The organism is Oribacterium sp. P6A1 (assembly GCF_000702885.1).
Taxonomy (GTDB): domain Bacteria; phylum Bacillota; class Clostridia; order Lachnospirales; family Lachnospiraceae; genus Oribacterium.
In genome coordinates this window covers 1-26,934 of sequence record NZ_JNKO01000011.1, presented here as the reverse complement: position 1 = coordinate 26,934, position 26,934 = coordinate 1, and the positions used below count along the sequence as shown (strand labels likewise).

Genomic DNA, 26,934 nt, shown 5'->3' with positions numbered 1-26,934 from the left:
AAAGGGAGGATAGAATATGACTTATGATGTAATCGTTATCGGTGCCGGCGTCACCGGCGCAGCCGTTGCGAGAGAGCTTTCACGCTATCAGACAGAGGTATGCGTACTTGAAAAAGAAGAGGATGTCTGCTGCGGAACTTCCAAAGCAAACAGCGCCATCATCCATGCTGGCTACGATGCCGAGCCCGGCTCAAACATGGCAAAGATGAACGTTCGCGGAAACGAAATGATGGACGATCTTTGCAGAGACCTTGACATTCCTTTCAAGAGAAACGGTTCCCTCGTTGTCTGCATCCATGAAGAGCTGCTTCCGGGACTTAAGGATCTCTATGACAGAGGTGTGAAGAACGGAGTTCCCGGCATGAAGCTTCTCACAAGAGAAGAGGCTCTCGAAATGGAGCCCAACATCTCCGATGATGTAAAGGGCGCACTTTACGCAGAGACAGCCGGTATCATCTGTCCTTTCAAACTGAACATCGCCATGGCTGAAAATGCAGCTGTAAACGGCGTAGACTTCCGCTTCAACACCCGGGTCGAGAAGCTGGAGAGAAAGCAGGACGGTCTCTGGCACATCCGTACAAACAACGGCGAATACACAGCAAAGTATGTTGTTAATGCAGCCGGCGTGTACGCAGATGTGCTCCACAACATGGTAAGCTCTGAAAAGATCAATATCATCGAGCGCCGCGGAGAGTATTATCTCCTGGACAGAACCGTTGGCGATCACGTAAGTCATACCATATTCCCACAGCCTACAAAGTACGGAAAGGGAATCCTTGTGGCTCCGACTGTACATGGAAACCTTCTGGTAGGACCTACAGCCATCGATCAGGAAGATAAGGACGCTACAAACACAACACAGTTCGGTCTCAACGAGATTTCCACAAAGGCTTCCGAGAACGTTAAGAACCTGCCACTTCGTTCAGTCATTACTTCCTTCTCCGGACTCCGTGCCCATGAGGATCATCACGAGTTTATCCTGGGTGAAGTCAAAGATGCTCCGGGATTCATCGACTGCGCAGGAATCGAGTCTCCGGGACTCACAAGCTCACCGGCTATCGGAGAGTTCATTGGAAATCTCCTTCGTGACAAGATGTCTCTCACAGAAAAGGAAAACTGGATCGGAACAAGAAAAGACATTCTCGATCCGAAGAAGCTTTCCATCGAAGAGAGAAATGAGCTCATTAAAAAAGAACCTGCCTACGGTCAGATCATCTGCAGATGTGAGTCAGTCACAGAGGGTGAGATCCTTGATGCCATCAGAAGACCTCTTGGGGCCCGTTCCCTTGACGGCGTAAAGCGCAGAACCCGTGCCGGCATGGGACGCTGCCAGTCAGGCTTCTGCAGTCCCCGTGTTATGGATATCCTTTCCAGAGAGCTGGGACTTCCCCTTACAGAAATTACAAAGAGCGGCGGAAAATCAAACATTGTTCTTGAACACTCCAAGGAGGTAGCAGAATGAATACAGTAGACATCGTAATAGTAGGCGGCGGCCCCGCAGGACTTGCCGCAGCAGCTGCTGCAAAGAATGCAGGCTGCGACAGCATTCTGATCCTGGAAAGAGACTCAGAGCTTGGCGGAATCCTCAACCAGTGCATACATAACGGTTTCGGCCTCCATACCTTCAAGGAGGAGCTTACAGGCCCTGAATACGCTGGCCGCTTTATAACACAGGTACTTGAGCTGGGAATAGAATATAAATTAAACACCATGGTCATGGACATTTCACCTGAAAAGGTAATCACAGCCATGAACAAGGAAGACGGCATGTTCCAGATCCAGGCCAAGTCAGTTATCCTCGCCATGGGCTGCCGCGAGCGTCCGAGAGGAGCTCTCAATATCCCGGGCTACAGACCTGCAGGAATCTTCTCCGCAGGTACCGCACAGAGACTTGTAAACATCGAGGGTTACATGCCCGGAAGAGAGGTTGTTATCCTTGGTTCCGGAGACATTGGCCTCATCATGGCACGCCGTATGACACTTGAAGGCGCCAAAGTCAAGGTTGTGGCAGAGCTCATGCCATACTCCGGCGGTCTCAAGAGAAATATCGTTCAGTGTCTTGATGATTACGGAATCCCTCTCAAGCTTTCACACACAGTTATCGATATCGAGGGAAGAGAGCACATTACAGCTGTAACCATTGCTGAGGTTGGTCCTGACAGAAAGCCTGTTCCGGGAACAGAAGAGCGCTATACCTGTGATACACTTCTTCTTTCCTGCGGTCTCATTCCGGAAAATGAGCTGTCACAGTCTGCCGGCGTTGAGATGAGCCGCATCACTTCAGGTCCTGTTGTAAACGAGAGTCTGGAGACCAACATCCCGGGTGTTTTTGCCTGCGGTAATGTTCTCCACGTTCACGATCTGGTTGACTATGTTTCAGAGGAGGCAGGCCGTGCAGGTCTTAACGCCGTTAAATATGTGAACGGAAATCTCGATGCTGACGCCACCGGAAAGGTTATTCATGTCAATGCCACCGACGGTGCAAGATACACAGTTCCTTCAACCATCGATCCCGGACGTATGGACGATAACCTCACAGTTCGTTTCAGAGTAGGTGATGTTTACAAGGATTCCTATGTAAGCGTTTATTACGGTGAAGAGCGCGTTCAGCACAGAAAGCGTCAGATCCTGGCTCCCGGAGAAATGGAGCAGGTTATGGTTAAAAAGCAGGATCTTCTTGATCGCCCTGAAATGGAAACTATCACCATCAAGATCGAGAAAGACTGAAAGGAGGACAGAAGATGGAACAGAGACATTTAACATGTATCGGCTGTCCGATGGGCTGCCAGGTAACAGTTGAGATGGAAAAGGGAGAGGTTATATCCGTTTCCGGAAATACCTGTAAGAGAGGCGATATCTATGCAAGAAAAGAAGTTACGAATCCGACACGTATCGTAACTTCCACCATAGCTGTCACAGGCGGAGACAAGGCAAGAGTATGCTGCAAAACGGCATCGGATATTCCAAAGGATAAGATTTTTGCGGTAATGCATGACATAAACCACGTAAAATGTGATGCACCGGTACATATCGGAGACGTTCTCATTGAGGATGTGGCAGGCACAGGTGTATCTGTTGTAGCCACAAGAAACATCGCAAAGGTGGGCTGAGATTTCCGGCAGCGCAAAGTGTTAAGCAGTCTGATATCGGCTTTTCAACGCACATCAGAGTATAGCTTTTACGGTCCGGAGATTTACACCTAAAAGAATATCTTCTCGCAATTTAAAGGCTGTGGTCACTGACCACAGCCTTTTTTTACCTCAGAAAATGTGCTTTATAATTAATTTTGATTTTTCCGAATGAGGATATACTAATCATCAAGCCCTTTAGCAGGTCAGGCCATATCTTAATTATGACAGCTTCTTTATTTCCTTAAATATGTCATCAGTTTTATCTTCACCTATGGTGGTGGCTGTTACGGTCATGATATAGTCATCGGTGAAGAACATGGTCTGCTTCTGATACAGATCTATACCTTTGATGGAAGACTTTGACCACAGGGAGTATGTCTTTTCTCCATCGATCTTTTCATCCTTAACACCGGTTTTTTCAACCGTGAATCCCATAGATTCAAGAGTTTCCTTTATTGCATCAACATATTCTTCATACACCTCTTTTTTATCATCAAGCTTTTCGATTTCAGCGCCGCCCTGAGACACACCTACATTCACATTGCTGTATCCGTCACTTCCTTCGGCATAGGCTAAGATAACAGCCTCTCCGGCATCTATACTCTTTTTAACGGCATCCGCATCTTTAATAAAAGCTTCAGTCACTTCATTGAACTCCGCCAGATCTTTGTCATCATAGAAGCTGTATCCTTTGGGGGCACCGATACTGTATCCGAAATATTCATTCACATACTTGTTGTCCTTGATTTCACCCTTGGAAAAGCTTTTACTGTTTGTTTTTGCAAATGCTGTAAACGGCAATCCGCATATGAGAACTGCAACAGCTAAAATACCCGTTATTTTTTTCTTTAACTTATGCGTCATGTTTTGCTCCTTTCCTAAAACCTTCAAACCGAATCTGCCATAATATATATTTCGGCAATTTTCCGGAAACAATAATCTGTTCCGCATTTCTGTATTTCCGGTGAAACTCCACCGTTTCCGGCATCACATGCATGTTTCATCTTTTAATAATGCATGGATTTTTGCAGCTGCTGCCTGAATTTTAATACAGTGCGGTTTTTGTGCAATATAATGTATATTTTTTAACAATCCCACTATTTGTTATGCAATTATCACAATTATTTCTTGAGAAAATGTCACTAAAGATGTATCATAGGAATGTAACGAGATATGCGGTTGTGTTGGAGAGATGAGACGACGTTCAGCTGTAAAATCATTTGCTCTGTCAGATGATTTTTAGTCGGGCGTATTTTTTTGCTTTATTTGCTTATTTTCCAGCTTAAATCACTTAATTTTATAGAAGAAATCCATCTTTTATACGCTATATATCATTTTAATAGCAGTTCAAGGCAGGTATCACAGCGCTCACCCTTGTGAAATGACTGAGTTCATACTGCCGGAACGGAGGAAAAAATGGTCAAAAACTTTGGACATCGTGGTTTTTCCGGTAACTTCCCGGAGAATACAAAGCTTGCTTTCCAAAAAGCTATCGAAACACCCGGCTGTGACGGTATCGAAATGGACGTCCATCTTACAAAGGACGGAAAACCGGTCATCATTCATGACGAGCTTCTGGATAGAACCTGCGTAAATATGAAGGGTTATGTAAAAGATTACACCCTTGATGAATTGAAAAAGGCAGACCTGTCATTCAGATTTGCAGGGCAGGTTGAACCGCAGCAGATTATGACGCTTCGTGAGTATCTGGAGCTTTTGGAACCCACAAAGCTCATAACCAACATAGAGCTTAAGACCGGTATCTTTGTATACGAAGGTATCGAGAAGGTGGTCATGGATCTGGTTCGTGAATTCGATATGGTGGATCGCATAATCATTTCTTCCTTTAACCACTACAGTGTTATGCGGACAAAGGCTATTTGTCCCGGGATCAAGTGCGGATTCCTTACAGAATCATGGATACTTAACCCCGGAAAGTATGTGAAGGCAGCCGGAGTAGAGTGCTATCATCCTATTTTTTACAACAATACAAAAGAAATAGTTGATGAAATCAAAAAGGAAGGTGTGGAGATCAACACCTGGACGGTAAATAAGGAAGAAGATATCAGGGAGATGATAAGAGTTGGTGTAGATACCATCATCGGAAACTTCCCTGACAGGATTTCAGCAATAAGAAAAGAAATGTGCGGATAATATACCGCATCATAAAACCCTGAGAAACTGAACCGTGAAGGTTTTTCCGGATGTATAGAGTAGTTTCCAGGACCCGAAAGAAAGGTAACGGGTCTATGTATAAAGATGCCCGGTATTCATGAGGGAACCGGTGTATCACCATGGGGGGACGGAAACATTAGCCCCACATCTATTTATAACCAGGAGGTCATTTATGAGAAAAATGAACAAGGCACTTGCAGTTATCATGGCAGCAGCTATGACAGCAGCAACCATCGCAGGATGCGGCGGATCAAATGCAGGCGGAACAACAGAGGCAGCCAAAACAGAGGCAGCCAAGACAGAAGCTGCTGCGCCGGCAGAATCAAAGGCTGATGAAAAGAAAGAGGCTGAAGCAGCACCCGACGACTATCACCTTGAATTAAAATTAAGCCACGTATTCGCACCTAACGAGGCTCTTACAAAGAACATGCAGAAGATAGCTGACAATGTAAGAGAGAAGACAAACGGTGCCATCGACATTCAGTGTTTCCCACAGTCACAGCTCCCTGTATATCAGGACGGCGTAGCACAGGTTGCACAGGGCGCTAACTTTATTTCTGTCGAGGATCCAAGCTACCTTGCAGACTATGTAAAAGACTTCAACGTTCTTGCAGGACCTATGCTTGTTACAAGCTATGAGCAGTACCAGTACCTTCTTACAACTCCCGAAGTACAGGATATGGAAGCAAAGCTCGAGGAGCAGGGCATCAAGATTCTTAATCTCGGCTATATCTTCGGTTTCCGTTCCATGATGACAAACAAGGTTATCGAAAAGCCTGAGGACCTGGTAGGAATGAAGATCCGTACACCTAAGTCAGAGCTTTATGTAAATACTTTAAATGCCATGGGCGCTACAGCAACACCTATGGGATTTGCAGATACCATCTCTGCAGTTCAGCAGGGCGTAGTTGACGGACTCGAGGGAACCATCGACGCTTACGGTTCAAACGGCTCCGCAGAAGTTGCAAAGAACATGGCTCTTACAAAGCACCTTCTCGGTGTTTGCGGCGCATATATCAATGTTGACGTATACAACAGCATCCCTGAGAAGTACCGCACCATCCTTCAGGAGGAGTTCGACAAGGGTGCAGTAGAGATGGTCAAGGAGATCACAGAGAACGAGAAGGCTCAGATGGAAGCTCTTGAGAAGGATCAGGGAATCAAGTTCAACGAAGTTGATTCTGCTGCATTCCAGGAAAAGATCGCTCCTCTTTACAAGGATATGGAAGAGAACAAGGGCGTTACACCAGGTCTTTATGACAAGTTCCAGGAGTACATCAAGAACATGCCACAGTAATCAGATTCAGCCTGTTAAATGCAAAACACTGATGCATGCTGATATCCGGATTACAAACAGAATATAGAATCATTCTTCAGGAAGGGAGGAAGTTAAGCTTTCCTCCTTTCCTGAATATTTAATTATCAAGTCAGTCTCTCGCGAAGCGAAATCCAAAAGGGCTGACAAAAACAGGTTCGGAGCGCATATGAAAAAATTCATACGACAGAATCCGGAGGAAGCCGTTGCAGCCCTCCTGATTGTCATCACGACGGTTTTGGTCCTCACAAATGTATTTTTCCGATATTTTCTGAACAAGGGTATATATTGGAGCGAAGAAGTCGCCACCAACTGCTTTGTGTGGGCGATATTCATCGGAAGTGCCGGAGCATATCGGAATGGTACACAGCTTGGCATAGACATGTTGGTAAACATGCTTCCTGAGACTTTACAGAAGATCGTGAAGATACTGGTTCAACTGGTGCTTTTCGCCGTAAATGCATACATTCTTTATCTTGCCTGTGTTTACGTTGACAAGACCCACAAAATCGCAACGTCGGTACTCGGAATTTCCTCAGCCTGGGTAAGCTCATCACTTATCGCCGGATTCGGACTTACGACTGTTTATACAGTAGTGCATCTCGTAAAGATGATCATGGCTTTCCCTAAAAAAACAGAAAAGGAGGCATAAGAGATGTCAGGATTAACCCCGCTTTTTATCGTGTTGATCTTATACTTCACAGGTATTCCCATCGCCTATGCACTTTTTGGCGCAACACTTGCCTACTTTGCATTCGCCAACACAGGATCACCTTCACATCTGATCCTTCAGAAATTCATAACAAGCTCACAGTCCTTTTCGCTTCTGGCCATCCCGTTTTTCGTAATGGCCGGTTCCATCATGAACTACGCAGGCATCAGTAAAAAGCTCATGTCCTTTGCAGATGTACTGACAGGTCACATGCCGGGAGCTCTTGCCCAGGTCAATGTCCTCCTCAGTATGCTTATGGGCGGCGTATCCGGTTCTGCCAACGCAGACGCAGCCATGGAAGCGAAGATGCTTGTTCCCGAGATGGAACGCCGCGGTTACGACAGAGGCTTTGCCGCTGCAATCACTGCCGCATCCTCTGCAGTAACACCTGTCATCCCCCCGGGAATCAACCTTATCATTTATGCCCTTATCGCCAATGTCTCCGTCGGAAAGATGTTCATGGCCGGTTACATTCCCGGCATCTTCATGGCTATATGCCTTATGGTGACTGTACACATCATTTCCAAAAAAAGAGGGTATAAACCAACAAGAGAAAAGCCTGCAACAGCAAAAGAAATCGGACATCAGGCACTTGATTCCATCTGGGCTATATTCTTCCCCTTCGGAATCATCGGCGGCATGCGTATCGGTATCTTCACACCTTCAGAGTGCGGAGCAGTAGCGGTGCTCTACTGTATAATCGTCGGAGCATTTATCTATAAGGAGCTGAAGCCCGAGCATATCGCACCTATCCTTAAAGAGACTGTGGAAGGTACTGCCGGTGTAGTTCTCATCATAGTAGCTGCCAATGTTTTCGGCCAGTACATGACATGGGAAGGAATACCGGGACTTATCTCCAAAGCGCTCCTCAGCATCACTTCCAACAAGTACCTCATGCTTTTCATCATCAACTGCATACTTCTTATCGTAGGTATGTTCATGGAAGGCGGAGCTGCAATGATCATTCTTGCGCCGCTCCTTATCCCTGTAGTTTCAACCATGGGTGTCGATCTGGTTCATTTCGGTCTCATCATCATCGTAAATATCATGATCGGTGGTCTGACACCGCCTTTCGGCTCCATGATGTTCACGGTGTGCAGTATCACCAAGTGCAGCATTCCGGAATTTGTAAAAGAAGACGTGGCATTTATTGTGGCCCTTTTGGTCGCTCTCTTTATAGTCACATATTTCCCGAATCTGACACTGTTCATACCGAACCTTTTATTCTAGTGAATTCCGAAACAGGATCAGGAACAGTAGTAGTGCTGATCCTGCATCGCTTTCATAATAAGCTGATTCTTTTCCTTCATAAAATCCGCGAAATGATCTATATGTCATTCCGCGGATTTTTTATGTCACGGATTGTGACACAGGCCAAAATATAGTAAAGTATATTAGGTTGAATTTTAACGCTTTTCCTTATGGAGACGTTCAAAACCTGTTTTATTAAACCTGCTTTACTTGAGGTGAACCATGACCCTGGGAAAATACTCGGAAACCTTCAGAAAGAAATATCTAAAGATCAAAAAAATATCCCGTTCTGACCCGCAAAAGTGTATAACTCTTATTTCTGAGATTATGAGAGAAGCAAATGCCGCAAACGAATATGACGTTCTCGGCGAACTTTACTACTCCCTTGGTTATGCATACTTTATCCTGTCGGATACAGATAACTGCACCAGGTATTTCAATACAGCAAGTCATTTCCTGCTTAACTACAAAGATTATGACACCGCCTGCCATGTTATCTCCATGCTGGGTGTTTCATATATGAATCAGGGAAATCTTGCCAATGCCCTTGAAGCATACTCAAGAGAACTTGAGATAGCGGAGCAGCAGAACCTTCCGCTTTCGATTTACAAGAGTTACATGCATTTCGCACAGTGCCTGTACTTTAAAAAACTGTATGCAGAATCCCTGAGATATTCTTTGAAAGCAGACCAGATAGTAAAGAAATATCCGGAATTCATAAACCAGACAGATTCACTTCCCATACATTATGCAACTTTCATTATGACCCTCACTGCTCTTAAGCAGTACGATAAGGTAAAGTACTATCAGGAGTCCTTTGAAAAAACCTTAAAGATGAAGCCCACCTTCAAGAACTCTCCTTACAACTATGTTCCGAAGTTCTTTTATAAATACTGGACCAATGCTCCCGACGCGGCCCTTGTGGAGAAACAGGCCATCGACAACTGCCTGGAGATCGCCGATCGTGCGGGAGAGTTCCTTCTGATAATAAACGACTTTCTGAATCGTTTGTACGAAATAAGGCATTATGACAATATGCTTAAGGTAGCGGAAATGTTTGAAGGTATTCTGAAAAATACGAACTATTACTGGCACCTTCAGGACATCTGCCGAAAGAGGATAAACTATTATGAAGAGACCGGCGACACCGAAAAGCTGCTGCCTGAGCTGAAACGATACTGGAAGTTTCAGGATTTTGCAGAAGTAGCCGATGGCAAGATGCTGCTGTCATATTTTACCTCTAAGGAAGAAATAGCAAAAATCAGTAAGGAAAAGCAACATCTGGAGATAGAAGTCCGCATGGATACTCTTACCGAGATTCCAAACAGACGGGTCATGGAAGAGAAGCTGTCAAAGTGCTTTGAGGCTTCATACAACTTAAGACCTCTCGGTGTAGAAATGCTTGACTTTGACCACTTCAAGGAGATAAACGACACTTACGGCCATCAGGTCGGAGACATCGTTCTCAAGACCATCGGAAAGGTCCTGAAAAAGCTGATACTCATTCATCAGGAACACAAGGCTGAAAAATTCGAGGCTCAAACTGCAGCCTCAGACTCCGGTCATAAACATTTACAGCTTCTGGAGGATTCCGAGATCATAGTTTCCAGATTCGGCGGAGATGAATTTTTCATTCTGTATTACGGTATGCATCCAAAGGAGATGATCGCCTACACCGAAACAGTCAGGGACCTTTTGGAGGAATATATCAAAAATACAGGCATCGATTTCAAAGTGCCTGTCACCATCTCTCAGGGTCTTTATATCAAGACTCCTTCGGATAATGACAGGGAGTGGGCATTTTTCCAGAATGCAGATAATGCTCTGTATGAAGCAAAGAAGGAACGAAAAGGCCGCATACAGATAGTGGAGATAACTGATTAATCTTAGCTAGTGAATCATGATCGTAAACCGGTCATGATTCATATTCTTTTAAATCACATCATGGGAAACACTATATGAAAGCACTATTTTTTGACGTAGACGGAACTTTACTTGACGAAAAAACACATATAATACCGGAAAGTGCGCTTTCCGCCATAAAAAGAACAAGAGAGCTCGGCAACAAGGTCTTTATCAATTCCGGAAGAACCAGCGGGATGCTTAAAAAAGTTCAGGGCATGGCTGCCGTTGACGGATATCTCTGCGGCTGCGGAACTGAGCTGATATATAAGGGGTCTCCGGTCTACTACTATAAACTGTCAAAGGAGATGAAGGAACAGATCAAGCTGGCTTCCGACAAATACGGTATGCTTCTGTACCTTGAAGGAAGGAACGGATGGCACTGTAACCCTACGGATGCTCTCCTTGAAGCCCATCCGCTGTTTAGGGACTATTACAGTTACATGGATGCTTTTACCCGTTCGGAAGGCGGCCTTGATACCTCAGACTACGACAGCGACTTTGAGATCTCCAAGTTCTGCGTCCATTCCGATGACGGCATGGGAAACGGAAAGGGGGAGGCCTTTGCAAGCCATAACCCGTCTGATGCAGAGGGCTTTTTCAGAGAATTCTCAGGTATGTTCCATATCATCGACCGCGGAAATGGGTTCTATGAAAATGTTCCCAAAGGACACGGCAAGGGCAATGCCGTAGACCGCATGCTCGGGTACCTCGGACTTACCAGGGATGACGCCTATGGTTTCGGAGACAGCACCAACGACATCGAGATGTTCAAGGCCTGCGGAAACAACATAGCCATGGGAAAACACGCACCTGAGCTTGAAGCATTTGACCCTTTTATTACAAAGCGGGTTGAAGATGACGGAATAGCCTATGCCATGAATGAACTTGGTTTAATATGATATAAGCAGGATTGCAAAGTCCGAAGCGGTCATATATCCCTTTTGACACTCACGTCGTAATATATTTTTCCGAAAGCCTGACATTAAAACTAATGCAAGCTTTCGGCTTTTTTGTTATAATATTCACTTATGTGGGGTTAAAATGACCAAAGAATTTTACGAAAAAAAGAAGCAGGAGTTGGAAACACTTCGCCTTAGTGCCGGAAAGCTGCAGCTTGAGTACATCCGTTTAGGGAAATATGAGGGGAAAAAGAAGCAGCATGACTGGTGGATAAATAAAGGCAACCTTCGAAAGTATGTAAATCTTTTACACACAGTACAAATGCTGGATGAAGAGCTTGCGCCTTACGAAATACGCAATGGCATCCGCAAAATAAATCTACAGGAGCATAGAAAATGGCATTATTTGACTTTTTTGGTGGAAACAGAAAAAAAGCTGAAGCTGAGCAGAAAATAGAGGAGCAGAAGCAGGAACAGCACGATCAGGCCGTAAAGCGTCAGGAAGATGAGCATAAGGACCTTAAATGGCCGGGACTTATGCCTATAAATCTTTTTGTTCGTAAGCCTGAAGAGAAACCTCATCTCACAGTTGTAAACGGTTCTGCAGGTAAAGAAAACACTGAGGAAGAGGCTCAGTCTCAGATTCCCGAGACAACCCCGGCAGAAACAAATGAGAAGCCTGTCCTTCCTTCAACAAATATCGAGGATCCACTTACGGAAGAGCGTAAGGCAGAGATCGGAAAGATCATATTTGAGCCGGAAATCAAGCCTGAGATGCTGAAGGACTTGAGCCTTCAGGAGATTCTTTTCCTTGAGGTTGCCATGGTAACAGCAAACAGAATGAAGGCTCTCGACAACTACGAGCAGAATCATCAGAAGATCCGTAACCAGTTCCTGAATCTCGTTCGTTCCGCAGAGAAGCTTTACGTTATCTATGATGCCAGAACAGGCTATCCTCTTCTGGACGGCGGTTATGCCCAGATGTATCTTGATGAGGAACATGCCAACATCGCAGCAAAGCTTTACGGCGAGCAGCTTCGTATGACACGTGTCATCGAAGTTCCAGGAATGTCTGTCAACACAGAAAGACCTGACGGAAAGATCCAGCTCAAGATCTTTGATTTCATGTATTTCCTCGGTCTGGAGAATGTCATCGTCGATAATGGCTGGTACAAGGGCTTCCTTCGCCGCAGCGAGATTTCCGCACCTTTCTATATCAATGAGGATCCCGAAAAGATTCCTCCATACAATCCTGCTTTAAGCTTTGCTCTTATCGACTATGTAGCAGAGATAAAGTGGCCTGTAAACTACGGCAAGCGTCAGGAGATCCTTCAGGGCAAGTTCAACCGCATCATGCAGCTTGTTCCGAAGTCTACATTTATCGTTCCTCTTCGTACACTTGAAGCCGGTGAAACCGAGAATCCTTATGAGGCGGAAGAAGATTCCGCAAAGCCATCTGATGTTCCTTCAAACACAGAGGCCGCAAATCAGGCTACAGAAGATGCAGATTCTGCTGCAGAAAACGCTCAGAAGCAGAATCATCGCATTCAGTTACCGGTTATAAGCATTAACAACAAAAATATGCTTCCTGTTTTCACAGATATCTTTGAGTATTCAAAGAGTTTCGGAAACACACCTTTCAAGCCTATTCGTGCTGACTTCAAGGGTGTGAACAGATTTATCGGCAACTATAACGGTATCATCATAAATCCTAAGGGACAGGGCATGGTTATCGAGCGCCGCGAGGCTCCTCAGGCTAACGAAGCCGCTAAGACTGCACCTCAGGCTCCTGCTGCAGAAGCTAATGACGGGGCAGATTCAAACGTTATCAGCCTTAATTCAAGAAGAAATAAATAATCCGATACATATGTGTACGCTGTGTTTATAAGGGGTAATTGATGCACAGAGCTGCTTATGACACCCCATCATAACAAAACCATGTATTATAAAAGGCGGTTCCGGACAAATCCGGAATCGCCTTTTTCTTATCACTGCTTTTCAAGAATAAACTTTTCTATCACTTCCGCGACACCGTCGTTATCATTGGTGTCTGTAATATAATCTGCTCTTGACCTGAGAGCATCCTGTGCGTTCTCCATAGCCACACCAAGTCCTGCGTAATCTATCATGGTTATGTCATTCATACCATCACCGCAGGCGATAAGTTCCGTACGGTCAATTCCAAACTTTTCCATCAGCTTTCTGAGAGAGGCCGCCTTTTCTATTCCGGGGGGAACTATCTCAAGGAAGTAGGTCTCAGAAAAGAAGATACTGAGCTTATCTCCATACTTTTCTTTCAGCAGCCTTTCTATTTCACGGAGATGACTGTGTTCACCTACACAAAGGAACTTGCAGACAGGTCCATCCAAAGCTTCGCAAAGATCATCCACTTTACGGAGAGGAACCTTATTGATCTTTGCTTCAAGAAGAGCATAAGCATTGGTATCATCAAGGGTGACCGCCCCCTCATGGTTATAGCTTACTATGGTTACATCTTCATACATGGAACCATATTTGACTATATCCCGATAGTATCCTTCAGGGATCATAGTCTCCATGATGGTCTCACCGGTAACACCATCTACAATATGTGCACCGTTATAGGCAAGCATATATCCTCCGATTTCTTTGAGACCTACCATATCCGCCACAGGCCTGATCCCCACCAGGGGTCTTCCTGAGGCAAGAACTATATGTACCCCCATCTCTGCAGCCTTTTTCAATGCTTCTTTATTTCTCTCTGAAACTGTCTTTTGGGAATTTGTGAGTGTCCCATCCAGATCCAGAGCTATCATCTTATATTTCATGCTTTTCCCCGCCTTATTAAATATGTATAATTCCATCCATATTTTACACTGCACCATCATAGCACAGTTGATTAAGAAATAGGAAAAATATATAATAGATAGATTACTTCGGACAAAACAAAGTTTTTTTAACTTTTGGAGGCTTATTTTGGACAAGACATCCATCAACTATGAAGAGCTGGAAAAAGAGAACAGGGCACTGGTGGAAGCTATCCAAAACAGCGCAGGCACTTCTCAGGCCGAGGCAGAACTCTGCAACAAAAACAAAGGTCTCATTATGCAGATAGTCCGAAACTATGTGAACCTGTCAAACCACACTTTGAGCGGAGAGGATCTGGAAAGTGTAGGAAAGATAGGTCTGATCCGTGCCGCAAAAAACTATGACCCATCTTTTGGTACCAAATTCTCCACTTATGCGGTCTACTGGATCCGGGACAGTATAGTAAAAGAGATATACAACGCAGGCTTCGGTATCAGACTTTCAAACCACCAGCTTGAAAGAATCTTTAAGGTTCAGTCTGTTGTGAGAAAATATGACCTTGAACACCTTGAAGGAACTGCTATGATTCACGCCATCATGCAGGATACCGGTTTCTCTGAAGAAGAGGTCCAGCGGTGCCTTAGTCTAAGCAACATCGTACTGGGAACAACTTCTCTCAACCGGAAGATAGGAAAGGATGAGGAGGATTCATCAGAACTGATGGATCTGGAGATTTCTCCGGACAATGTTGAGGATACTGTCATAGAGCAGGAGCTTCATCAGGAACTGTATCGCTCCCTCAGCACACTTTCGGATGATGAGCGTGATACTCTGGTGCTTCGTTACGGACTTTATGATGGCAAACAGCACACACTTAAGGAGATAGCCGGACTATACGGGGTCTCCATCGAGGCGATACGCCAGCGTGAGCAGAGGGCTCTAAAGAAGCTCCGTCAGGAACTGAACTGACTTGAATAGGAGGACATTCAGAACTTTGATCAAAATTGATCTGATTACCGGATTTTTGGGTTCCGGAAAAACAAGCTTTATTAAAAAATACGCAAAATACCTTATAGAGCAGGGAGAGAGGATCTGCATCCTCGAGAACGACTACGGCGCCATAAACATTGACATGGTTCTGCTGAACGATCTTTTGGGTCCCAGCTGCGAGCTTGAGATGGTTGTGGGGGGAGACGGGCATGAGGCTCATCAGAGAAGATTCAGAACCAAGCTTATCAGTATGGGGATGCTGGGATATACCAGAGTCATCATAGAGCCAAGCGGCATATACGACATGGACGAGTTCTTTGACACTCTTTGCGAGAGTCCTCTGGACAGGTGGTATGAGACAGGTTCTGTCATCTCTATAGTGGACGGCAGCATGTCAGAAACTCTTTCAGAAGAGTCAGAGTACCTTTTCATGTCCGAGTGCGCAAGCGCCGGAAAGATAGTAGTCAGCAAGCTGTGTGATCCCTTATATCCTTTTAAAGGGCGGCTGCAAAGTGATTCTTCCCAACAGGCAGGAAATACCGATAGATCTCCGGTGAATTGTGAAACTCCGTCTGAGATTGCAGACAGGATAATCAACCAACTGAACAAATACATGGATAAGTATAGCTGCAAGCGAAGATTTTCCATGGAAAGGGACATAATTGCAAAGGACTGGGAAACCCTCACAGATCAGGATTTTGAGTCTGTAACGAAGGCAGGATACCGGCACGCGAGCCATGTGAAGCTTCCTGTTTTCAGCAGCAGTGATTTCGGCACCCTGTTTTACATTGGTTTCAGAACAGATGTAAATGATTTAAGGGATCGAATCACAAGACTTTTTAAGGATACCGGCGCCGGAAACATTATCAGGATAAAGGGCTTTATGGCTCTTTCAGAAGACAGATTTACAGAAATAAATGCCACCGGACAAAACATTGAGATAAAGCCCTTGGATAAACCGACTCAGGAGGTTCTTATAATAATAGGAGAAAAGCTCGATAAGAATATAATATCGGGATATTTCCCCGGAGCCGTTACAGTATAGTGGTATCGTTTTTCGGACTCATTTTCTCAGTCAAACCCGGGATACCTGTCCGTTTACATTTACACATTTTATGGAAAGATTTTATAATGCAGGATAATATTTTTACAGAAGAACAGAAACATTTGAACCAGCTTTATGACAAGCTCACAAACATGAAGGCACAGATGGAGGCAGAACTCATTGACCTCCAGAATCAGGCCCAGGAAGAGAAGAATACTGTCAGCGACGATCTTCAGTATGACTTTGTAGGTATCGAGGAATCCCAGGAAACCCTCATCGAGTTTGAAACCATGAGCCGTGCAGTAGAGGAGCTAAACATCAGCAGCCGTACAGTAAGCACAGCTCTGTCCAAAGTCAACAGACTTTTGCCGAGACCATACTTTGCCCGTATCAATGTGCAGTTCCCTGAGGAGACTGAGGAAGAGTCCTATTATATCGGAACCACCTCCGTTTCAAATGAGGATCATGAGCCCGTTGTCATTGACTGGCGAAGCCCCATAGCCGAAGTGTACTATAACCAGCAGATGGGTGAGACTTCCTATGAGGTTGACGGAAGAAAGATTCCTGTGGATCTGAAGCTGCGCCGTCAGTTTGACATCGAACAGAATGTGCTGAAAGCTTATTTTGATACAAAGATCGCACTGGAAGACCCGCTTCTCATACATTCCCTTACGAGAAAACGTACAGATAAGATGCAGTCAATCACCGAGACCATTCAGAAGGAACAGAATGCCATTATCAGGCATCCGGATGTTCCTGTTCTTTTGGTACAGGGAATCGCAGGAAGCGGAAAAACCTCTGTTCTTCTTCAGCGTATAGCCTATCTTTTCTACAGAAGACGTAAAAATCTCCGTCCTAATCAGGTATGCCTCATAACATTAAATCCTGTTTTCCAGCAGTACATTGATCATGTACTGCCTGAGATGGGAGAGGCCAATCCTACCACCATGACCTGGTCAGACTTCCTTGATTCTCTCGGAGTCGACAGTCTCGGAGAGGCTGACATCACAGAAGCAGACTCTCTTCATCAGATAGATGAGGGCCTCAGGGGCTTCAAGCTGGATGAGCGTTATCTTCACAATATTAATCTTAAGCGCGTGAGAGTTCTCGATAAAAAGCAGATTGCCGGGGTTCTCAGAAGGCACGGTAATTCTTCCTCAACTTCCTGGATAATCCAGACAGCCGTTGAGGAACTGCAGGAGCTGGCCCGTAAAAACGCAAGAAAGATGGAGCGTAAGAACAGGGAACTTGGAGCCGATGATATCAGCTTTGATGATCAGGATCCTGATGAAAACCAGTTCGGAGGCGTAGCAGAGAAGATAAGAAGCCTTGACTGGCTGGATATCAGCGCCATAGGCAAGCACATACTGGGCAAGGAGGATCTTACTCCGGCAGAGTATACCTATCTGAAGATGTCCCTCACGGGTTTCAGTGATCATAACACACGTTATGTGATAGTTGATGAGGTTCAGGACTACACAGAGGCACAGCTCATGATCATGACCAAGTATTTTAAAAATGCTCACTTCATGATGCTGGGAGACGAGTTCCAGTCCATCCACAGCGGAACCGCCACATTCAAGGACATCGAAAACTGGTTCACATCCCAGGGAAAGGAAGTTACAAATCTTTCCCTCATGACCAGCTACCGTTCTTCCCCTGAGATCACAAAGCTGTTCACAAGTCTCCTTCCGAAGGAGATCCGCATACAGACAAATTCTGTTCAGAGAGAGGGGATAGAGCCTACTGTCATAGCCTGTGAAACTCATGAGGAATATGCAGAAAAGCTCAGATCTGTTATTGCGGAGAATACCCGTGCAGAGGGTCTCACCGCCATCATCTGTGAGGACCGTTCCGGCATTAATCTGATAACCAGAACTCTGGGAGACGATACACCTCACGTGATTCGTTCCTATGAAGCTCTTCCCAAGAGCGGAGTGGTAATGATGGAACTGAAACTTGCAAAGGGCCTGGAATTTGACACTGTCATCCTTCCTGATGTAACAGCCGGCGAATACCCAGACAGACCGCTTTTCAGACACAGACTGTACACTGCTATATCAAGAGCCACAGAGAAGATCATAGTATTGGCTGACGGCAAGCTTTCACCCCTTGTGACTCTTTGATAACAGCAGGGAATTCTGAGTTTAAAGGCAACACCAAAAGCCCGGCACCACTTGTGCCTCTCTTTTGACCGCATGGATATGTGATGAATTTGTTCTGTCTACATGGGACAGGGAATCACCGGCTGTGCCCCTCTGCCACGAAAACCGTTACGTTTTTCCGTAAATAAATCTCCTGGGGCATATACCTTAAATCCTATAAATCAAAGCCACTGAGTTATCAAAAGCTCAGTGGCTTTTTTCGTTTATTTCAGGATAATGCTGCTAAACTGACCCTGAATAATCAAAATCCACAGCAATGGTTCTGTTGATTTTACAGAACAAACGTGCTAGTATATTTACATTAACAATACTTTACATGTAGTTTGATAGAAAGATGTAGTTCTATGGAAGATATTCTTGCAGGATTAAATGAAGCACAAACTGATGCAGTCACATCAACAGAAGGCTTTGTCCGTGTGATCGCAGGGGCCGGCTCAGGAAAGACCCGGGCTCTGACCCACAGATTTGCATATCTCGTAAATGAACTCGGAGTTCTTCCCGGGAATATCCTGTGCGTAACCTTCACAAACAAGGCTGCCAATGAGATGCGCCAGCGTATCCACAAGCTGACAGGTGACAACGATACCGGCTATATCAACACCTTCCATGGCTTCTGTGTCAACATCCTGCAGGAGGACAGCCATGCCATCAGCTATCCGAAAAGCTTTATGGTACTGGACAACGGCGACATAGATGAGATGCTGAAGATCATATATGAAGAAAGGGGGCTGACTCTTCGGGACAAAACCTTTGGAAACGCAAGGGACATGTTCGAGATGCGAAAGTGCATATCCGAACCTTCCTATTTCCTTGACATGATAAATCTTCCCATAGATCAGCTTCATAAGAAATATATGGAGGCCACTGAGGTCAATGACATCCTTTTCTACGGTTATCTCTACCAGGAAAGAAAGACCTTTGCGGTGGATTACAACGACCTCATCATACTCAGTCTCTATATTTTTCAGGAGCATCCCGAAATAGCCCTTAAGTGGCAAAAGCGGCTTGAGTACATTGAAATCGATGAATTCCAGGATATTGACCCTCTGCAGTACCGTCTCATGGAGGTTCTGTGCGCTTATCACAAGAATCTTTTTATAGTGGGAGATCCGGACCAGACCATCTACACATGGCGAGGTGCCAATGTTAAATATCTTTTGGATTTCGATAAGCACTTCCCTGGAACCAAGACCATCATGATGCTTGATAACTATCGTTCCACTCCGGAGATACTGAAGGTCTGCAATTCCCTTATCAGTAAGAATAAACAGCGAATGTCCAAGGATCTGAAGCCTGTTCTCCCTGAGGGTGTTCCCGTTGTCTGTCATCTCGCAGATGATGCTGTTCAGGAAGCCACATGGATAGTGAAAAACATTGAGACCCTGCACCAGATGGGAGTGGAGTATAAGGATATAACCTGTCTTTACCGTGCCCATTATGTAACAAGAACCATAGAAGAGGTGTTCCTGAAATCAAAGATTCCCTACACCATTTATTCCGGTGTTCAGTTCTTCGGGCGCATGGAGATAAAGGATGCTCTTTGTTATCTCAGAATGGTGGTCTTCAAAGACGACCTTTCTTTCCGACGCATCGCCAATGTTCCCAAGCGGAACCTGGGTGTCCGCCGCATGAAATTTCTTGAAGACTACACAGCGGAGCATGGGGGAACTCTCTATGAAGCGCTGGTTAAGAATGTTGATAATGATCTTTTCAAAGGAACCCAGGCTCAGAAGTTCATAGCTCTCATTGAGAAATATGCAGCTTCCTATGAAGAAAAGAACATTTCCGAGGTACTGATCTCCATTCTGAATGAATCCGGTTATGAAAACATGCTCCGTACCGAAGGATCCCAGGAGCGTTTGGACAATCTTGCAGAATTAAAGCAGTCTGTTTTCGAATTCGAAACCGGAGCCGGAGAAGAGACAGATCTTGAGAGCTATCTCAAAAGTGTTTCCATGTTCTCAAACATGGATATCCGGGATACCACTGACAGAGTCCGTCTCATGACAGTCCATACCGCAAAGGGACTGGAATTTCCTTACGTATTCCTTTGCAGCATGTCAGAGGGAATATTTCCGTCGAAGAAGACCAACACTCTGGAAGGCATGGAAGAGGAGCGCCGCCTTGCTTTTGTTGCCATGAGCCGCGCGGAAAAGGGCCTCTATATTTCAGAAGCTGCCGGCAGAAACTTTGACGGATCACCCAGATACCCTTCAAGATTCATCCTGGACATAGATCCCGGGCTTCTCAGTTACACAGAGGCACCAAAAGCTTCTCTCTTGTCTGAGACCAGAAGCTACATAGCACTTATAGATTCACATTTCCGTGCAACAACACATTCTGATCTTTTCTCCATCGGAGACAGGATAAAGCATAAAGCCTTCGGAACCGGCACCATCAAAGAAGTGGATATGGACAAAAATGCCTACACCATAAAGTTTGATGACATGCCGACAGAGCGGCAGATTTCCTTCAGGGTGAAGATGACTCCCGCAGAAAACTGATAAATACAACCCGTTAGTAACGTGCGCCGCGGGGCGCTCTACAGGAAAAGGATGTGCCTCAGGATTCCCATGGCACATCCTTTTTTCTTTCATATCTCCTCATGCCTTGCCAAAAGGCATGGGAAGCCATTAATACAATCTTAATATCAGTCATCATATCCTTAACACCATCTTTGTCAGATCCTCTGTATCATATGAGTACAGTAAGATAACGGAGGATCATGATGAATATAGAGTTACTGGAGAAAAAACTAACTTCTTTCCAGATCATAATAATAGGTTTTCTTAGTGTGATAATAATAGGTGCCTTGCTTCTTATGCTGCCCCTATCATCAGCCCTTGGGCAATGGACATCACCGGAAGAGGCTCTTTTTACCTCAACTTCAGCTGTCTGCGTAACAGGCCTCGTAATTCGTGATACCTCAAGCTACTGGTCAGCATTCGGACAGCTTATTATCATGCTTCTTATACAGATAGGGGGACTCGGCATAATTTCCGTAACTGCATTTATAGCAACAGTTTCCGGAAAAAAGATATCTTTACTTCAAAGGAGTATGCTGCAGGACAGCATTTCCGCCCACCATATAGGCGGCATAGTTAAGATGACCGCCTTCATATTTAAGGTATCTTTTTTTACAGAAGCCATAGGAGCTGTCATGATGCTGCCTTCATTCTGCTCTAAATTCGGAATAAAGGGCATTTGGATGGCGATTTTCCATTCAGTGTCGGCCTTCTGTAATGCGGGCTTTGACCTCATGGGCAACAAGTCGGGAGCATTTTCATCCTTAACAGCACTAAGTGATGATGTCACCATCATACTTCCCATATCACTTCTGATCGTTTTGGGCGGTATAGGTTTCCTCACCTGGGATGATATGGCTGTTCATAAACTTAATTTCAAGCGCTACAGGATGCAGAGCAAAGTCATACTGACTACCACCTTCATGCTTATTACCGTTCCTACAGCCATATTTTTCTTCTACGATTTTTCCATGCTACCGCTGAAACAGCTTCAGCCATAGGAACCGTAGGTCTTTCATTGGGACTTACCCCAAGTCTCAGTACATTTTCTCATATGATACTAATACTTCTCATGTTCTTCGGACGTGTTGGAGGACTTACACTTCTTTTCGCCGCTGTGAACAGCACCGGAATGGAAGTGGCGAGATGCCCCATAGAGAAGATAAATGTAGGTTAGACACCCATATTATAAATACACTGAATCACAAAACTAAAACTACAAGATAATTTACATTCAGATATACCGGAATGAATAAATATATCCCCGCCGGGAGGATTTTTACAATGAAATCAATATTACTTATAGGAGTAAACCGCTTCGGTTCACTCCTTGCAAGAGAGTTCCATTCCCTTGGTCATGAAGTCATGGCCGTAGATAAAGATGAAGAACGCATAAACAGCGTGCTCCCCATAGTTACAGATGCCCAGATAGGAGACAGCACCAACGAGACCTTTCTTCGTTCCCTCGGCATAAACAACTATGACGTTTGTATAGTTACCATAGGTGGAGATTTCCAGAGTTCCCTGGAGACCACTTCACTTCTCAAGGAACTGGGCGGAAAGCTGGTGGTATCAAGAGCTGACCGGGAGGTTCAGGCAAAATTCCTCCTTAGAAACGGCGCCGATGAAGTCATTAGCCCGGAAAAACAGATAGCAGAGTGGGCAGCCATACGCTATGCTTCAGATCACATTCTTGATTACATCAAACTAGATGAAAACTATGCTATATTTGAGGTGCCTGTCCCAAAAGAATGGGAAGGAAAGAGCATCGGAAACATTGACATCAGAAAAAAATACGGAATAAATATCATGGCGGTAAAGGAAAACGGTAAAATGAATCTGACAGTCACCCCGGAAATGGTCCTGGACAGCGGGAAAACCATGCTGGTACTTGGAGAACAGAAATCCATACAGAAATGTTTCCATATGTGACAGAAAAGACGCCACTCCCATGGAGAAAAAAGTTTTAAACTTATTTGGCGGGTCAGATAAGGGCTCTGATAAATCCGGCTCAAGCCTGACCCATGGAGGAATTAATGGACAAAAATATGGAAAAGGACGAGCATATACTGGTTTGTATATCACCATCCCCCTCAAACATAAAAGTAATAAAGGCTGCTTCCAAAATGGCGGAAGCATTCCATGCAACACTTACCGCTCTCTATATCAAATCGGCAAACTATGACAGCCTTCCGGAAAAAGATAAGGTAAGACTGCAGAATAACATAAAATATGCAGAAGAGAAGGGTGCTTCCGTCACCACCATAATCGGAGATGATGTGTCTCTTCAGATCGCAGAATACGCCCACATCTCCAACACCACAAAAATCGTTGTGGGAAGAAGCGGTGCCAGGAGGCGGCACCTTTGGGGAAAGATGTCCCTGACAGAGCAGATCATTCTCAATGCTCCCGACGTTGACGTGTACATCATCCCTGACTCTGTTGCAGACCTTAAACAGCAGAAAGAAAAAAGCCATATAACCGATCAAATCCGTCCTACACTGAAGGATGCCATACTTACACTACTTTTATTAATGGCATCTACAGGGTTAGGACTGATTTTTACATTGTTCGGATTTTCCGAATCCAACATCATAACCGTCTTTATACTTGGCGTTCTGGTGATTTCGGTCATCACCGTAAGCCCTTTTTACAGTGTCCTGGGTTCTCTTGCCAGCGTACTTCTCTTTAACTGGTTCTTTATAGAGCCCAGATTCAGCTTCCATACCTATGAGACAGAGTACGTAGTCACCTTCATCATCATGCTTACGTCCTCACTTATAACCGGTTCTCTGGCCAACAAACTGAAGAAAAACGCTCAGCAGTCCGCACGGGAAGCTTTCAGGGCGAAGGTTCTTTTTGATACCAACCAGCTTCTCCAGAAGGCAGATGGTTCAGAGGAAGTAATAAGGATAACCGCCTACCAGATCATCACCCTTCTTGATAAAGATGTTATGGTTTATCCGAGAGATATGAAGGGTGATCTTGGCAGGGCAGCAGCTTTCAACTCATCAAATTATCCGGATGAAGAAGAGCTGTCAGACGAAAACGAATATGAGATAGCCAAATGGGTATTCAAAAACCGTCAGGCAGCGGGTCTGAAACTGGAAAAATACAGTACCGCGGAATCCCAATACCATGCTATCTGTCTCAATGACTACTGCTACGGTGTCATCGCCATCCGTCTGAACGGAATTCCTCTGGAGACCTTTGAAAACAGCGTTTTTATGTCTATACTTGGAGAATGTGCTTTGGCACTTGAAAGTCTCCGAAATGCGGAAGAAAAGGAAAAGGCCTCCATCATGGTGCGTAATGAACAGCTGAGATCAAACCTCCTACGTTCCATTTCCCATGATATCCGTACTCCCCTTACTTCCATATCCGGAAATGCGAGCAATCTCCTAAATCATTTTGAGCAGCTGGATACAGAAACGCTGAAGCAAATATTCTCAGATATCTACGACGATTCCGAGTGGCTGGTGGATCTGGTGGAGAATCTTCTGTCCATTTCCCGAATCGAAAATGGCCAGATGGAACTTCATATGTCCATGGATGTAATAAACGATGTTATCGAGGAAGCCCTTAAGCATGTGGACAGAAATATTTGTCAGCATCACGTAAGCCTTCAGAACAGCGATGACATATTTCTCGTAAACATTGACTCAAGACTGATCATGCAGGTGCTGATCAATCTTATAAACAATGCCATAAAGAATACTCAGACAGGTTCAGAGATTATGATACGAAGCGAACAGAGGGGCAGCACAGCGGTGGTGAGTGTCATAGACAACGGACCGGGCATCCCGGATTCCATAAAACCTCATATATTTGAGATGTTCTACACCGGACAATCCAAGGTAGCCGACGGACGAAGAGGTCTGGGGCTGGGACTTGCACTTTGCAAATCCATAGTTGAAGCACACAGCGGAAAGATAAGCCTTAAGGACAATGTTCCCACCGGCTGCTGCTTTGAGATAGAATTGCCCATGGACATAGGCGCCGCAAAGATTGATATATGATGAAACTATAGCGATTTCAGCTTTGCATCCTGGATAATGCAGACAGCTGTGGAGTATTTGCGGTTAAATATACCGGCGAATAGTAGTCTTAACCTGTTTAATGCCTAAGTCTCAGGCGAAATAATAAATAGAAGAGGTTCAAATGAATAATTCCAATAGTCCTGTTGTTTTGGTGGTAGAAGATGATATCCCCATACAGAATCTCATCATAACCACATTAAAAACCCATGATTACAGATATTTAAAAGCCAATAACGGAAACGAGGCAGTTATGATGGCCTCATCTCACAATCCTGAGGTTGTTTTTCTGGACCTGGGGCTTCCCGATATGGATGGAATAGAAGTCATAAAACAGATAAGAAGCTGGTCCAACATGCCCATTATAGTCATTAGCGCCAGAAGTGATGATGCAGACAAGATAGAGGCATTGGACGCAGGGGCAGATGACTATCTCACGAAGCCCTTCTCAGTGGAAGAGCTGCTGGCCAGACTCAGAGTTACGGTAAGACGTCTTGCGCTGATGAAGAGCGACAGCTCTTCCGACAGTTCTGTCTATACTAACGGTAAACTGAAGATAGAGTATTCGGCGGGATGCGCCTATCTTGACGGAGAAGAAATGAAGCTCACCCCTATGGAATACAAGCTTCTCTGTCTTTTGGCCAAAAACACCGGAAAGGTGCTGACTCATACCTACATAACAGAAAATATCTGGGGAAAGAGCTGGGATAATGACATAGCCTCATTAAGAGTTTTTATGGTAACACTTAGAAAAAAACTTGAAGCCACACCGGATTCTCCTCACTATATTCAGACTCACATAGGCATCGGCTACAGGATGCTGAAAGTGGACTGATTATTTCCTGTTTAGAGCCTTCGAATGATGCTGAATACTCATAACTACCGTCCTTTGACCCTTACATACAATTTAATTATTTATCTCTAAAAGTACCAACGGCTTCACACTGTGGGTACTTTTTTTATGATTTTATTAAAAATCAGCTTATTTACTTAATTATTAATTGTAAATTCGCAAATCAAATTTAAGTTTTGATTCCATGTTTAATATCACGTACTGTAGGATATTACGCATTGGGTAAAAACAATTTACAGTGTTTGATTATTTTTAAAAAGAGGGTAGTAGAATGAGAAAGAACAAACTCGAGAAGCAGATCGTAAAGGCATTGGCAATCGGTATTTCCGCGAGCATGGCTCTTCAGCCAATGACAGCTTTAGCCGGAACAAAAGCCGATGAATCATCTGATGCAAAGGCTTCCACCGAGACAACTGATACAACAGACAGTCACGAAACCTGAGCTTCTGACGTATCAAAAGCAGAAGATGACTTTAAAGAAAGCATAGATACAGCAGAGTCCAGTGTTAATACAGCGGAAGACGCTATCGATGATGTAGAGAAGAATGATATCGAATTTTAACACTCAATTCTTATTTTAAGATAGTAACTATCTTTCTTTTTTACCAATAATCAAACTACCTTTCAAAACACATCCGTAGTCGAAATACCACGGATGTGTTTTTGTTATACATTTATGTATCAGACCCTCTAACGTCGATATAGTTCCGTGACCATTTTTCGTTATTCTGACCTCAGAATTCCGTCATTTTTTACTCATTTTTCAAAGATCAAATTTTTTTCAAAAAGTGTTTGACATCTACAAATCGAGTTGCTAATATAACTAAGCGCTCGAGAGAACCGGAACACCAGTTCTTGAAAATGAGTGATAACGAACCTTGAAAATCAAAGATCGATTAATACACAGACCCTGAAGATTCTAAGAATTAGATTTTCAGAAACGATGCAAATCGTAAGCGAATTTATTCGCAGTAAAGAATAACGGACAGAACAAAAGCCAAGCTTAAGTTTTGAACGGGAAGAACTTAAAGAGAGAAATCTCTTAACATTTAAGATGAGAGTTCGATCCTGGCTCAGGATGAACGCTGGCGGCGTGCCTAACACATGCAAGTCGAACGAGCGAGAGATGAAACCTAGTGATTCT

The 26,934-nt window shown here is 44.5% G+C and carries 21 protein-coding genes, 1 rRNA gene and 1 pseudogene; 21 read left to right on the top strand and 2 right to left on the bottom strand.

What is annotated here, in order from left to right; all coding sequences use genetic code 11:
• Positions 1-16 precede the first annotated feature (16 nt).
• Genes T515_RS09120 through T515_RS09110 form a run of 3 tightly spaced genes read left to right on the top strand, consistent with a single transcriptional unit; the run spans position 17 to position 3,110 of the window.
• Positions 17-1,462, top strand: coding sequence for an NAD(P)/FAD-dependent oxidoreductase (locus T515_RS09120; protein WP_036610111.1), 1,446 nt, complete (start codon positions 17-19; stop codon positions 1,460-1,462).
• Positions 1,459-2,727: an NAD(P)/FAD-dependent oxidoreductase gene (locus T515_RS09115; protein ID WP_036610108.1), complete on the top strand. Its 1,269-nt coding sequence runs from the start codon at positions 1,459-1,461 to the stop codon at positions 2,725-2,727. The genes T515_RS09120 and T515_RS09115 overlap by 4 nt, the downstream gene beginning before the upstream one ends.
• Positions 2,728-2,741: 14 nt before the next feature.
• A complete protein-coding gene (locus T515_RS09110; RefSeq protein WP_036610106.1) occupies positions 2,742-3,110 on the top strand; it encodes a DUF1667 domain-containing protein in 369 nt (122 codons plus the stop codon).
• 240 nt (positions 3,111-3,350) lie between these two features.
• Here the strand turns inward: T515_RS09110 and T515_RS09105 are convergent, their stop codons facing one another.
• Complete coding sequence (locus T515_RS09105; RefSeq protein ID WP_036610104.1) at positions 3,351-3,995, bottom strand: hypothetical protein; 645 nt, start codon at positions 3,993-3,995, stop codon at positions 3,351-3,353.
• A gap of 552 nt (positions 3,996-4,547) precedes the next feature.
• Between T515_RS09105 and T515_RS09100 the strand changes: the two genes are divergently transcribed.
• The 8 genes from T515_RS09100 (at position 4,548) to T515_RS09065 (ending at position 13,245) form a co-directional block, all read left to right on the top strand.
• Positions 4,548-5,285, top strand: coding sequence for a glycerophosphodiester phosphodiesterase (locus T515_RS09100; RefSeq protein ID WP_036610101.1), 738 nt, complete (start codon positions 4,548-4,550; stop codon positions 5,283-5,285).
• A 193-nt stretch (positions 5,286-5,478) separates the two neighbouring features.
• Positions 5,479-6,603, top strand: a complete 1,125-nt coding sequence (locus T515_RS09095) for a C4-dicarboxylate TRAP transporter substrate-binding protein (RefSeq protein WP_242839359.1) — start codon at positions 5,479-5,481, stop codon at positions 6,601-6,603.
• 187 nt (positions 6,604-6,790) lie between these two features.
• A complete protein-coding gene (locus T515_RS09090) occupies positions 6,791-7,273 on the top strand; it encodes a TRAP transporter small permease (protein WP_036610099.1) in 483 nt (160 codons plus the stop codon).
• 3 nt (positions 7,274-7,276) lie between these two features.
• Complete coding sequence (locus T515_RS09085) at positions 7,277-8,563, top strand: TRAP transporter large permease (protein WP_036610097.1); 1,287 nt, start codon at positions 7,277-7,279, stop codon at positions 8,561-8,563.
• Positions 8,564-8,806: 243 nt separating this feature from the next.
• Positions 8,807-10,468 (top strand): diguanylate cyclase, encoded by a 1,662-nt coding sequence (locus tag T515_RS09080; RefSeq protein ID WP_036610095.1) that lies wholly within the window; start codon positions 8,807-8,809, stop codon positions 10,466-10,468.
• A gap of 74 nt (positions 10,469-10,542) precedes the next feature.
• Positions 10,543-11,388 carry an HAD-IIB family hydrolase gene (locus T515_RS09075; RefSeq protein ID WP_036610093.1) on the top strand — a complete coding sequence of 282 codons (846 nt, stop codon included), beginning with the start codon at positions 10,543-10,545 and terminating at the stop codon, positions 11,386-11,388.
• Between the two features lie 142 nt (positions 11,389-11,530).
• Positions 11,531-11,845 (top strand): hypothetical protein, encoded by a 315-nt coding sequence (locus T515_RS09070; RefSeq protein ID WP_036610091.1) that lies wholly within the window; start codon positions 11,531-11,533, stop codon positions 11,843-11,845.
• Entirely contained in the window at positions 11,785-13,245 is a 1,461-nt protein-coding gene (locus tag T515_RS09065; protein WP_036610089.1) for an SseB family protein, read from the top strand. The genes T515_RS09070 and T515_RS09065 overlap by 61 nt, the downstream gene beginning before the upstream one ends.
• Positions 13,246-13,376: 131 nt before the next feature.
• Here the strand turns inward: T515_RS09065 and T515_RS09060 are convergent, their stop codons facing one another.
• Positions 13,377-14,195, bottom strand: a complete 819-nt coding sequence (locus T515_RS09060; protein WP_036610087.1) for a Cof-type HAD-IIB family hydrolase — start codon at positions 14,193-14,195, stop codon at positions 13,377-13,379.
• 148 nt (positions 14,196-14,343) lie between these two features.
• On the opposite strand from T515_RS09060, the gene T515_RS09055 reads away from it, so the two are divergent.
• The 10 genes and pseudogenes from T515_RS09055 to T515_RS17375 all read left to right on the top strand — a co-directional run.
• Entirely contained in the window at positions 14,344-15,144 is an 801-nt protein-coding gene (locus T515_RS09055; RefSeq protein ID WP_036610084.1) for a sigma-70 family RNA polymerase sigma factor, read from the top strand.
• Positions 15,145-15,169: 25 nt separating this feature from the next.
• Entirely contained in the window at positions 15,170-16,210 is a 1,041-nt protein-coding gene (locus T515_RS09050; protein WP_036610081.1) for a GTP-binding protein, read from the top strand.
• 86 nt (positions 16,211-16,296) lie between these two features.
• Positions 16,297-18,336, top strand: coding sequence for a HelD family protein (locus T515_RS09045; RefSeq protein WP_036610079.1), 2,040 nt, complete (start codon positions 16,297-16,299; stop codon positions 18,334-18,336).
• 383 nt (positions 18,337-18,719) lie between these two features.
• Positions 18,720-20,879 carry an ATP-dependent helicase gene (locus tag T515_RS09040; RefSeq protein WP_036610075.1) on the top strand — a complete coding sequence of 720 codons (2,160 nt, stop codon included), beginning with the start codon at positions 18,720-18,722 and terminating at the stop codon, positions 20,877-20,879.
• Positions 20,880-21,103: 224 nt separating this feature from the next.
• Positions 21,104-22,077: pseudogene (locus T515_RS09035) on the top strand (potassium transporter TrkG).
• Between the two features lie 107 nt (positions 22,078-22,184).
• The gene (locus T515_RS09030) at positions 22,185-22,832 is read left to right on the top strand and encodes a potassium channel family protein (protein WP_036610072.1); all 648 of its coding nucleotides are present in this window, start codon (positions 22,185-22,187) and stop codon (positions 22,830-22,832) included.
• Between the two features lie 104 nt (positions 22,833-22,936).
• Positions 22,937-24,919, top strand: coding sequence for a DUF4118 domain-containing protein (locus tag T515_RS09025; RefSeq protein ID WP_051671594.1), 1,983 nt, complete (start codon positions 22,937-22,939; stop codon positions 24,917-24,919).
• A 142-nt stretch (positions 24,920-25,061) separates the two neighbouring features.
• Positions 25,062-25,772: a response regulator transcription factor gene (locus T515_RS09020; RefSeq protein WP_036610067.1), complete on the top strand. Its 711-nt coding sequence runs from the start codon at positions 25,062-25,064 to the stop codon at positions 25,770-25,772.
• A 289-nt stretch (positions 25,773-26,061) separates the two neighbouring features.
• The gene (locus tag T515_RS17380) at positions 26,062-26,232 is read left to right on the top strand and encodes a hypothetical protein (protein ID WP_155988341.1); all 171 of its coding nucleotides are present in this window, start codon (positions 26,062-26,064) and stop codon (positions 26,230-26,232) included.
• Between the two features lie 608 nt (positions 26,233-26,840).
• Positions 26,841-26,934: ribosomal RNA gene (locus tag T515_RS17375) — 16S ribosomal RNA — on the top strand; the annotation flags it as partial.

Bases quoted from the DNA above. Each gene is read 5' to 3' on its own strand.
- T515_RS09045 (WP_036610079.1), top strand. From the start codon at position 16,297: ATGCAGGATAATATTTTTACAGAAGAACAGAAACATTTGAACCAGCTT.
- T515_RS09100 (WP_036610101.1), top strand. From the start codon at position 4,548: ATGGTCAAAAACTTTGGACATCGTGGTTTTTCCGGTAACTTCCCGGAG.
- T515_RS09090 (WP_036610099.1), top strand. From the start codon at position 6,791: ATGAAAAAATTCATACGACAGAATCCGGAGGAAGCCGTTGCAGCCCTC.
- T515_RS09115 (WP_036610108.1), top strand. From the start codon at position 1,459: ATGAATACAGTAGACATCGTAATAGTAGGCGGCGGCCCCGCAGGACTT.
- T515_RS09020 (WP_036610067.1), top strand. From the start codon at position 25,062: ATGAATAATTCCAATAGTCCTGTTGTTTTGGTGGTAGAAGATGATATC.
- T515_RS09070 (WP_036610091.1), top strand. From the start codon at position 11,531: ATGACCAAAGAATTTTACGAAAAAAAGAAGCAGGAGTTGGAAACACTT.
- T515_RS09060 (WP_036610087.1), bottom strand. From the start codon at position 14,195: ATGAAATATAAGATGATAGCTCTGGATCTGGATGGGACACTCACAAAT.
- T515_RS09075 (WP_036610093.1), top strand. From the start codon at position 10,543: ATGAAAGCACTATTTTTTGACGTAGACGGAACTTTACTTGACGAAAAA.
- T515_RS09110 (WP_036610106.1), top strand. From the start codon at position 2,742: ATGGAACAGAGACATTTAACATGTATCGGCTGTCCGATGGGCTGCCAG.
- T515_RS09080 (WP_036610095.1), top strand. From the start codon at position 8,807: ATGACCCTGGGAAAATACTCGGAAACCTTCAGAAAGAAATATCTAAAG.
- T515_RS09025 (WP_051671594.1), top strand. From the start codon at position 22,937: ATGGACAAAAATATGGAAAAGGACGAGCATATACTGGTTTGTATATCA.
- T515_RS09030 (WP_036610072.1), top strand. From the start codon at position 22,185: ATGAAATCAATATTACTTATAGGAGTAAACCGCTTCGGTTCACTCCTT.
- T515_RS09120 (WP_036610111.1), top strand. From the start codon at position 17: ATGACTTATGATGTAATCGTTATCGGTGCCGGCGTCACCGGCGCAGCC.
- T515_RS09065 (WP_036610089.1), top strand. From the start codon at position 11,785: ATGGCATTATTTGACTTTTTTGGTGGAAACAGAAAAAAAGCTGAAGCT.
- T515_RS09105 (WP_036610104.1), bottom strand. From the start codon at position 3,995: ATGACGCATAAGTTAAAGAAAAAAATAACGGGTATTTTAGCTGTTGCA.
- T515_RS09085 (WP_036610097.1), top strand. From the start codon at position 7,277: ATGTCAGGATTAACCCCGCTTTTTATCGTGTTGATCTTATACTTCACA.
- T515_RS09095 (WP_242839359.1), top strand. From the start codon at position 5,479: ATGAGAAAAATGAACAAGGCACTTGCAGTTATCATGGCAGCAGCTATG.
- T515_RS09040 (WP_036610075.1), top strand. From the start codon at position 18,720: ATGGAAGATATTCTTGCAGGATTAAATGAAGCACAAACTGATGCAGTC.
- T515_RS17380 (WP_155988341.1), top strand. From the start codon at position 26,062: ATGAGAAAGAACAAACTCGAGAAGCAGATCGTAAAGGCATTGGCAATC.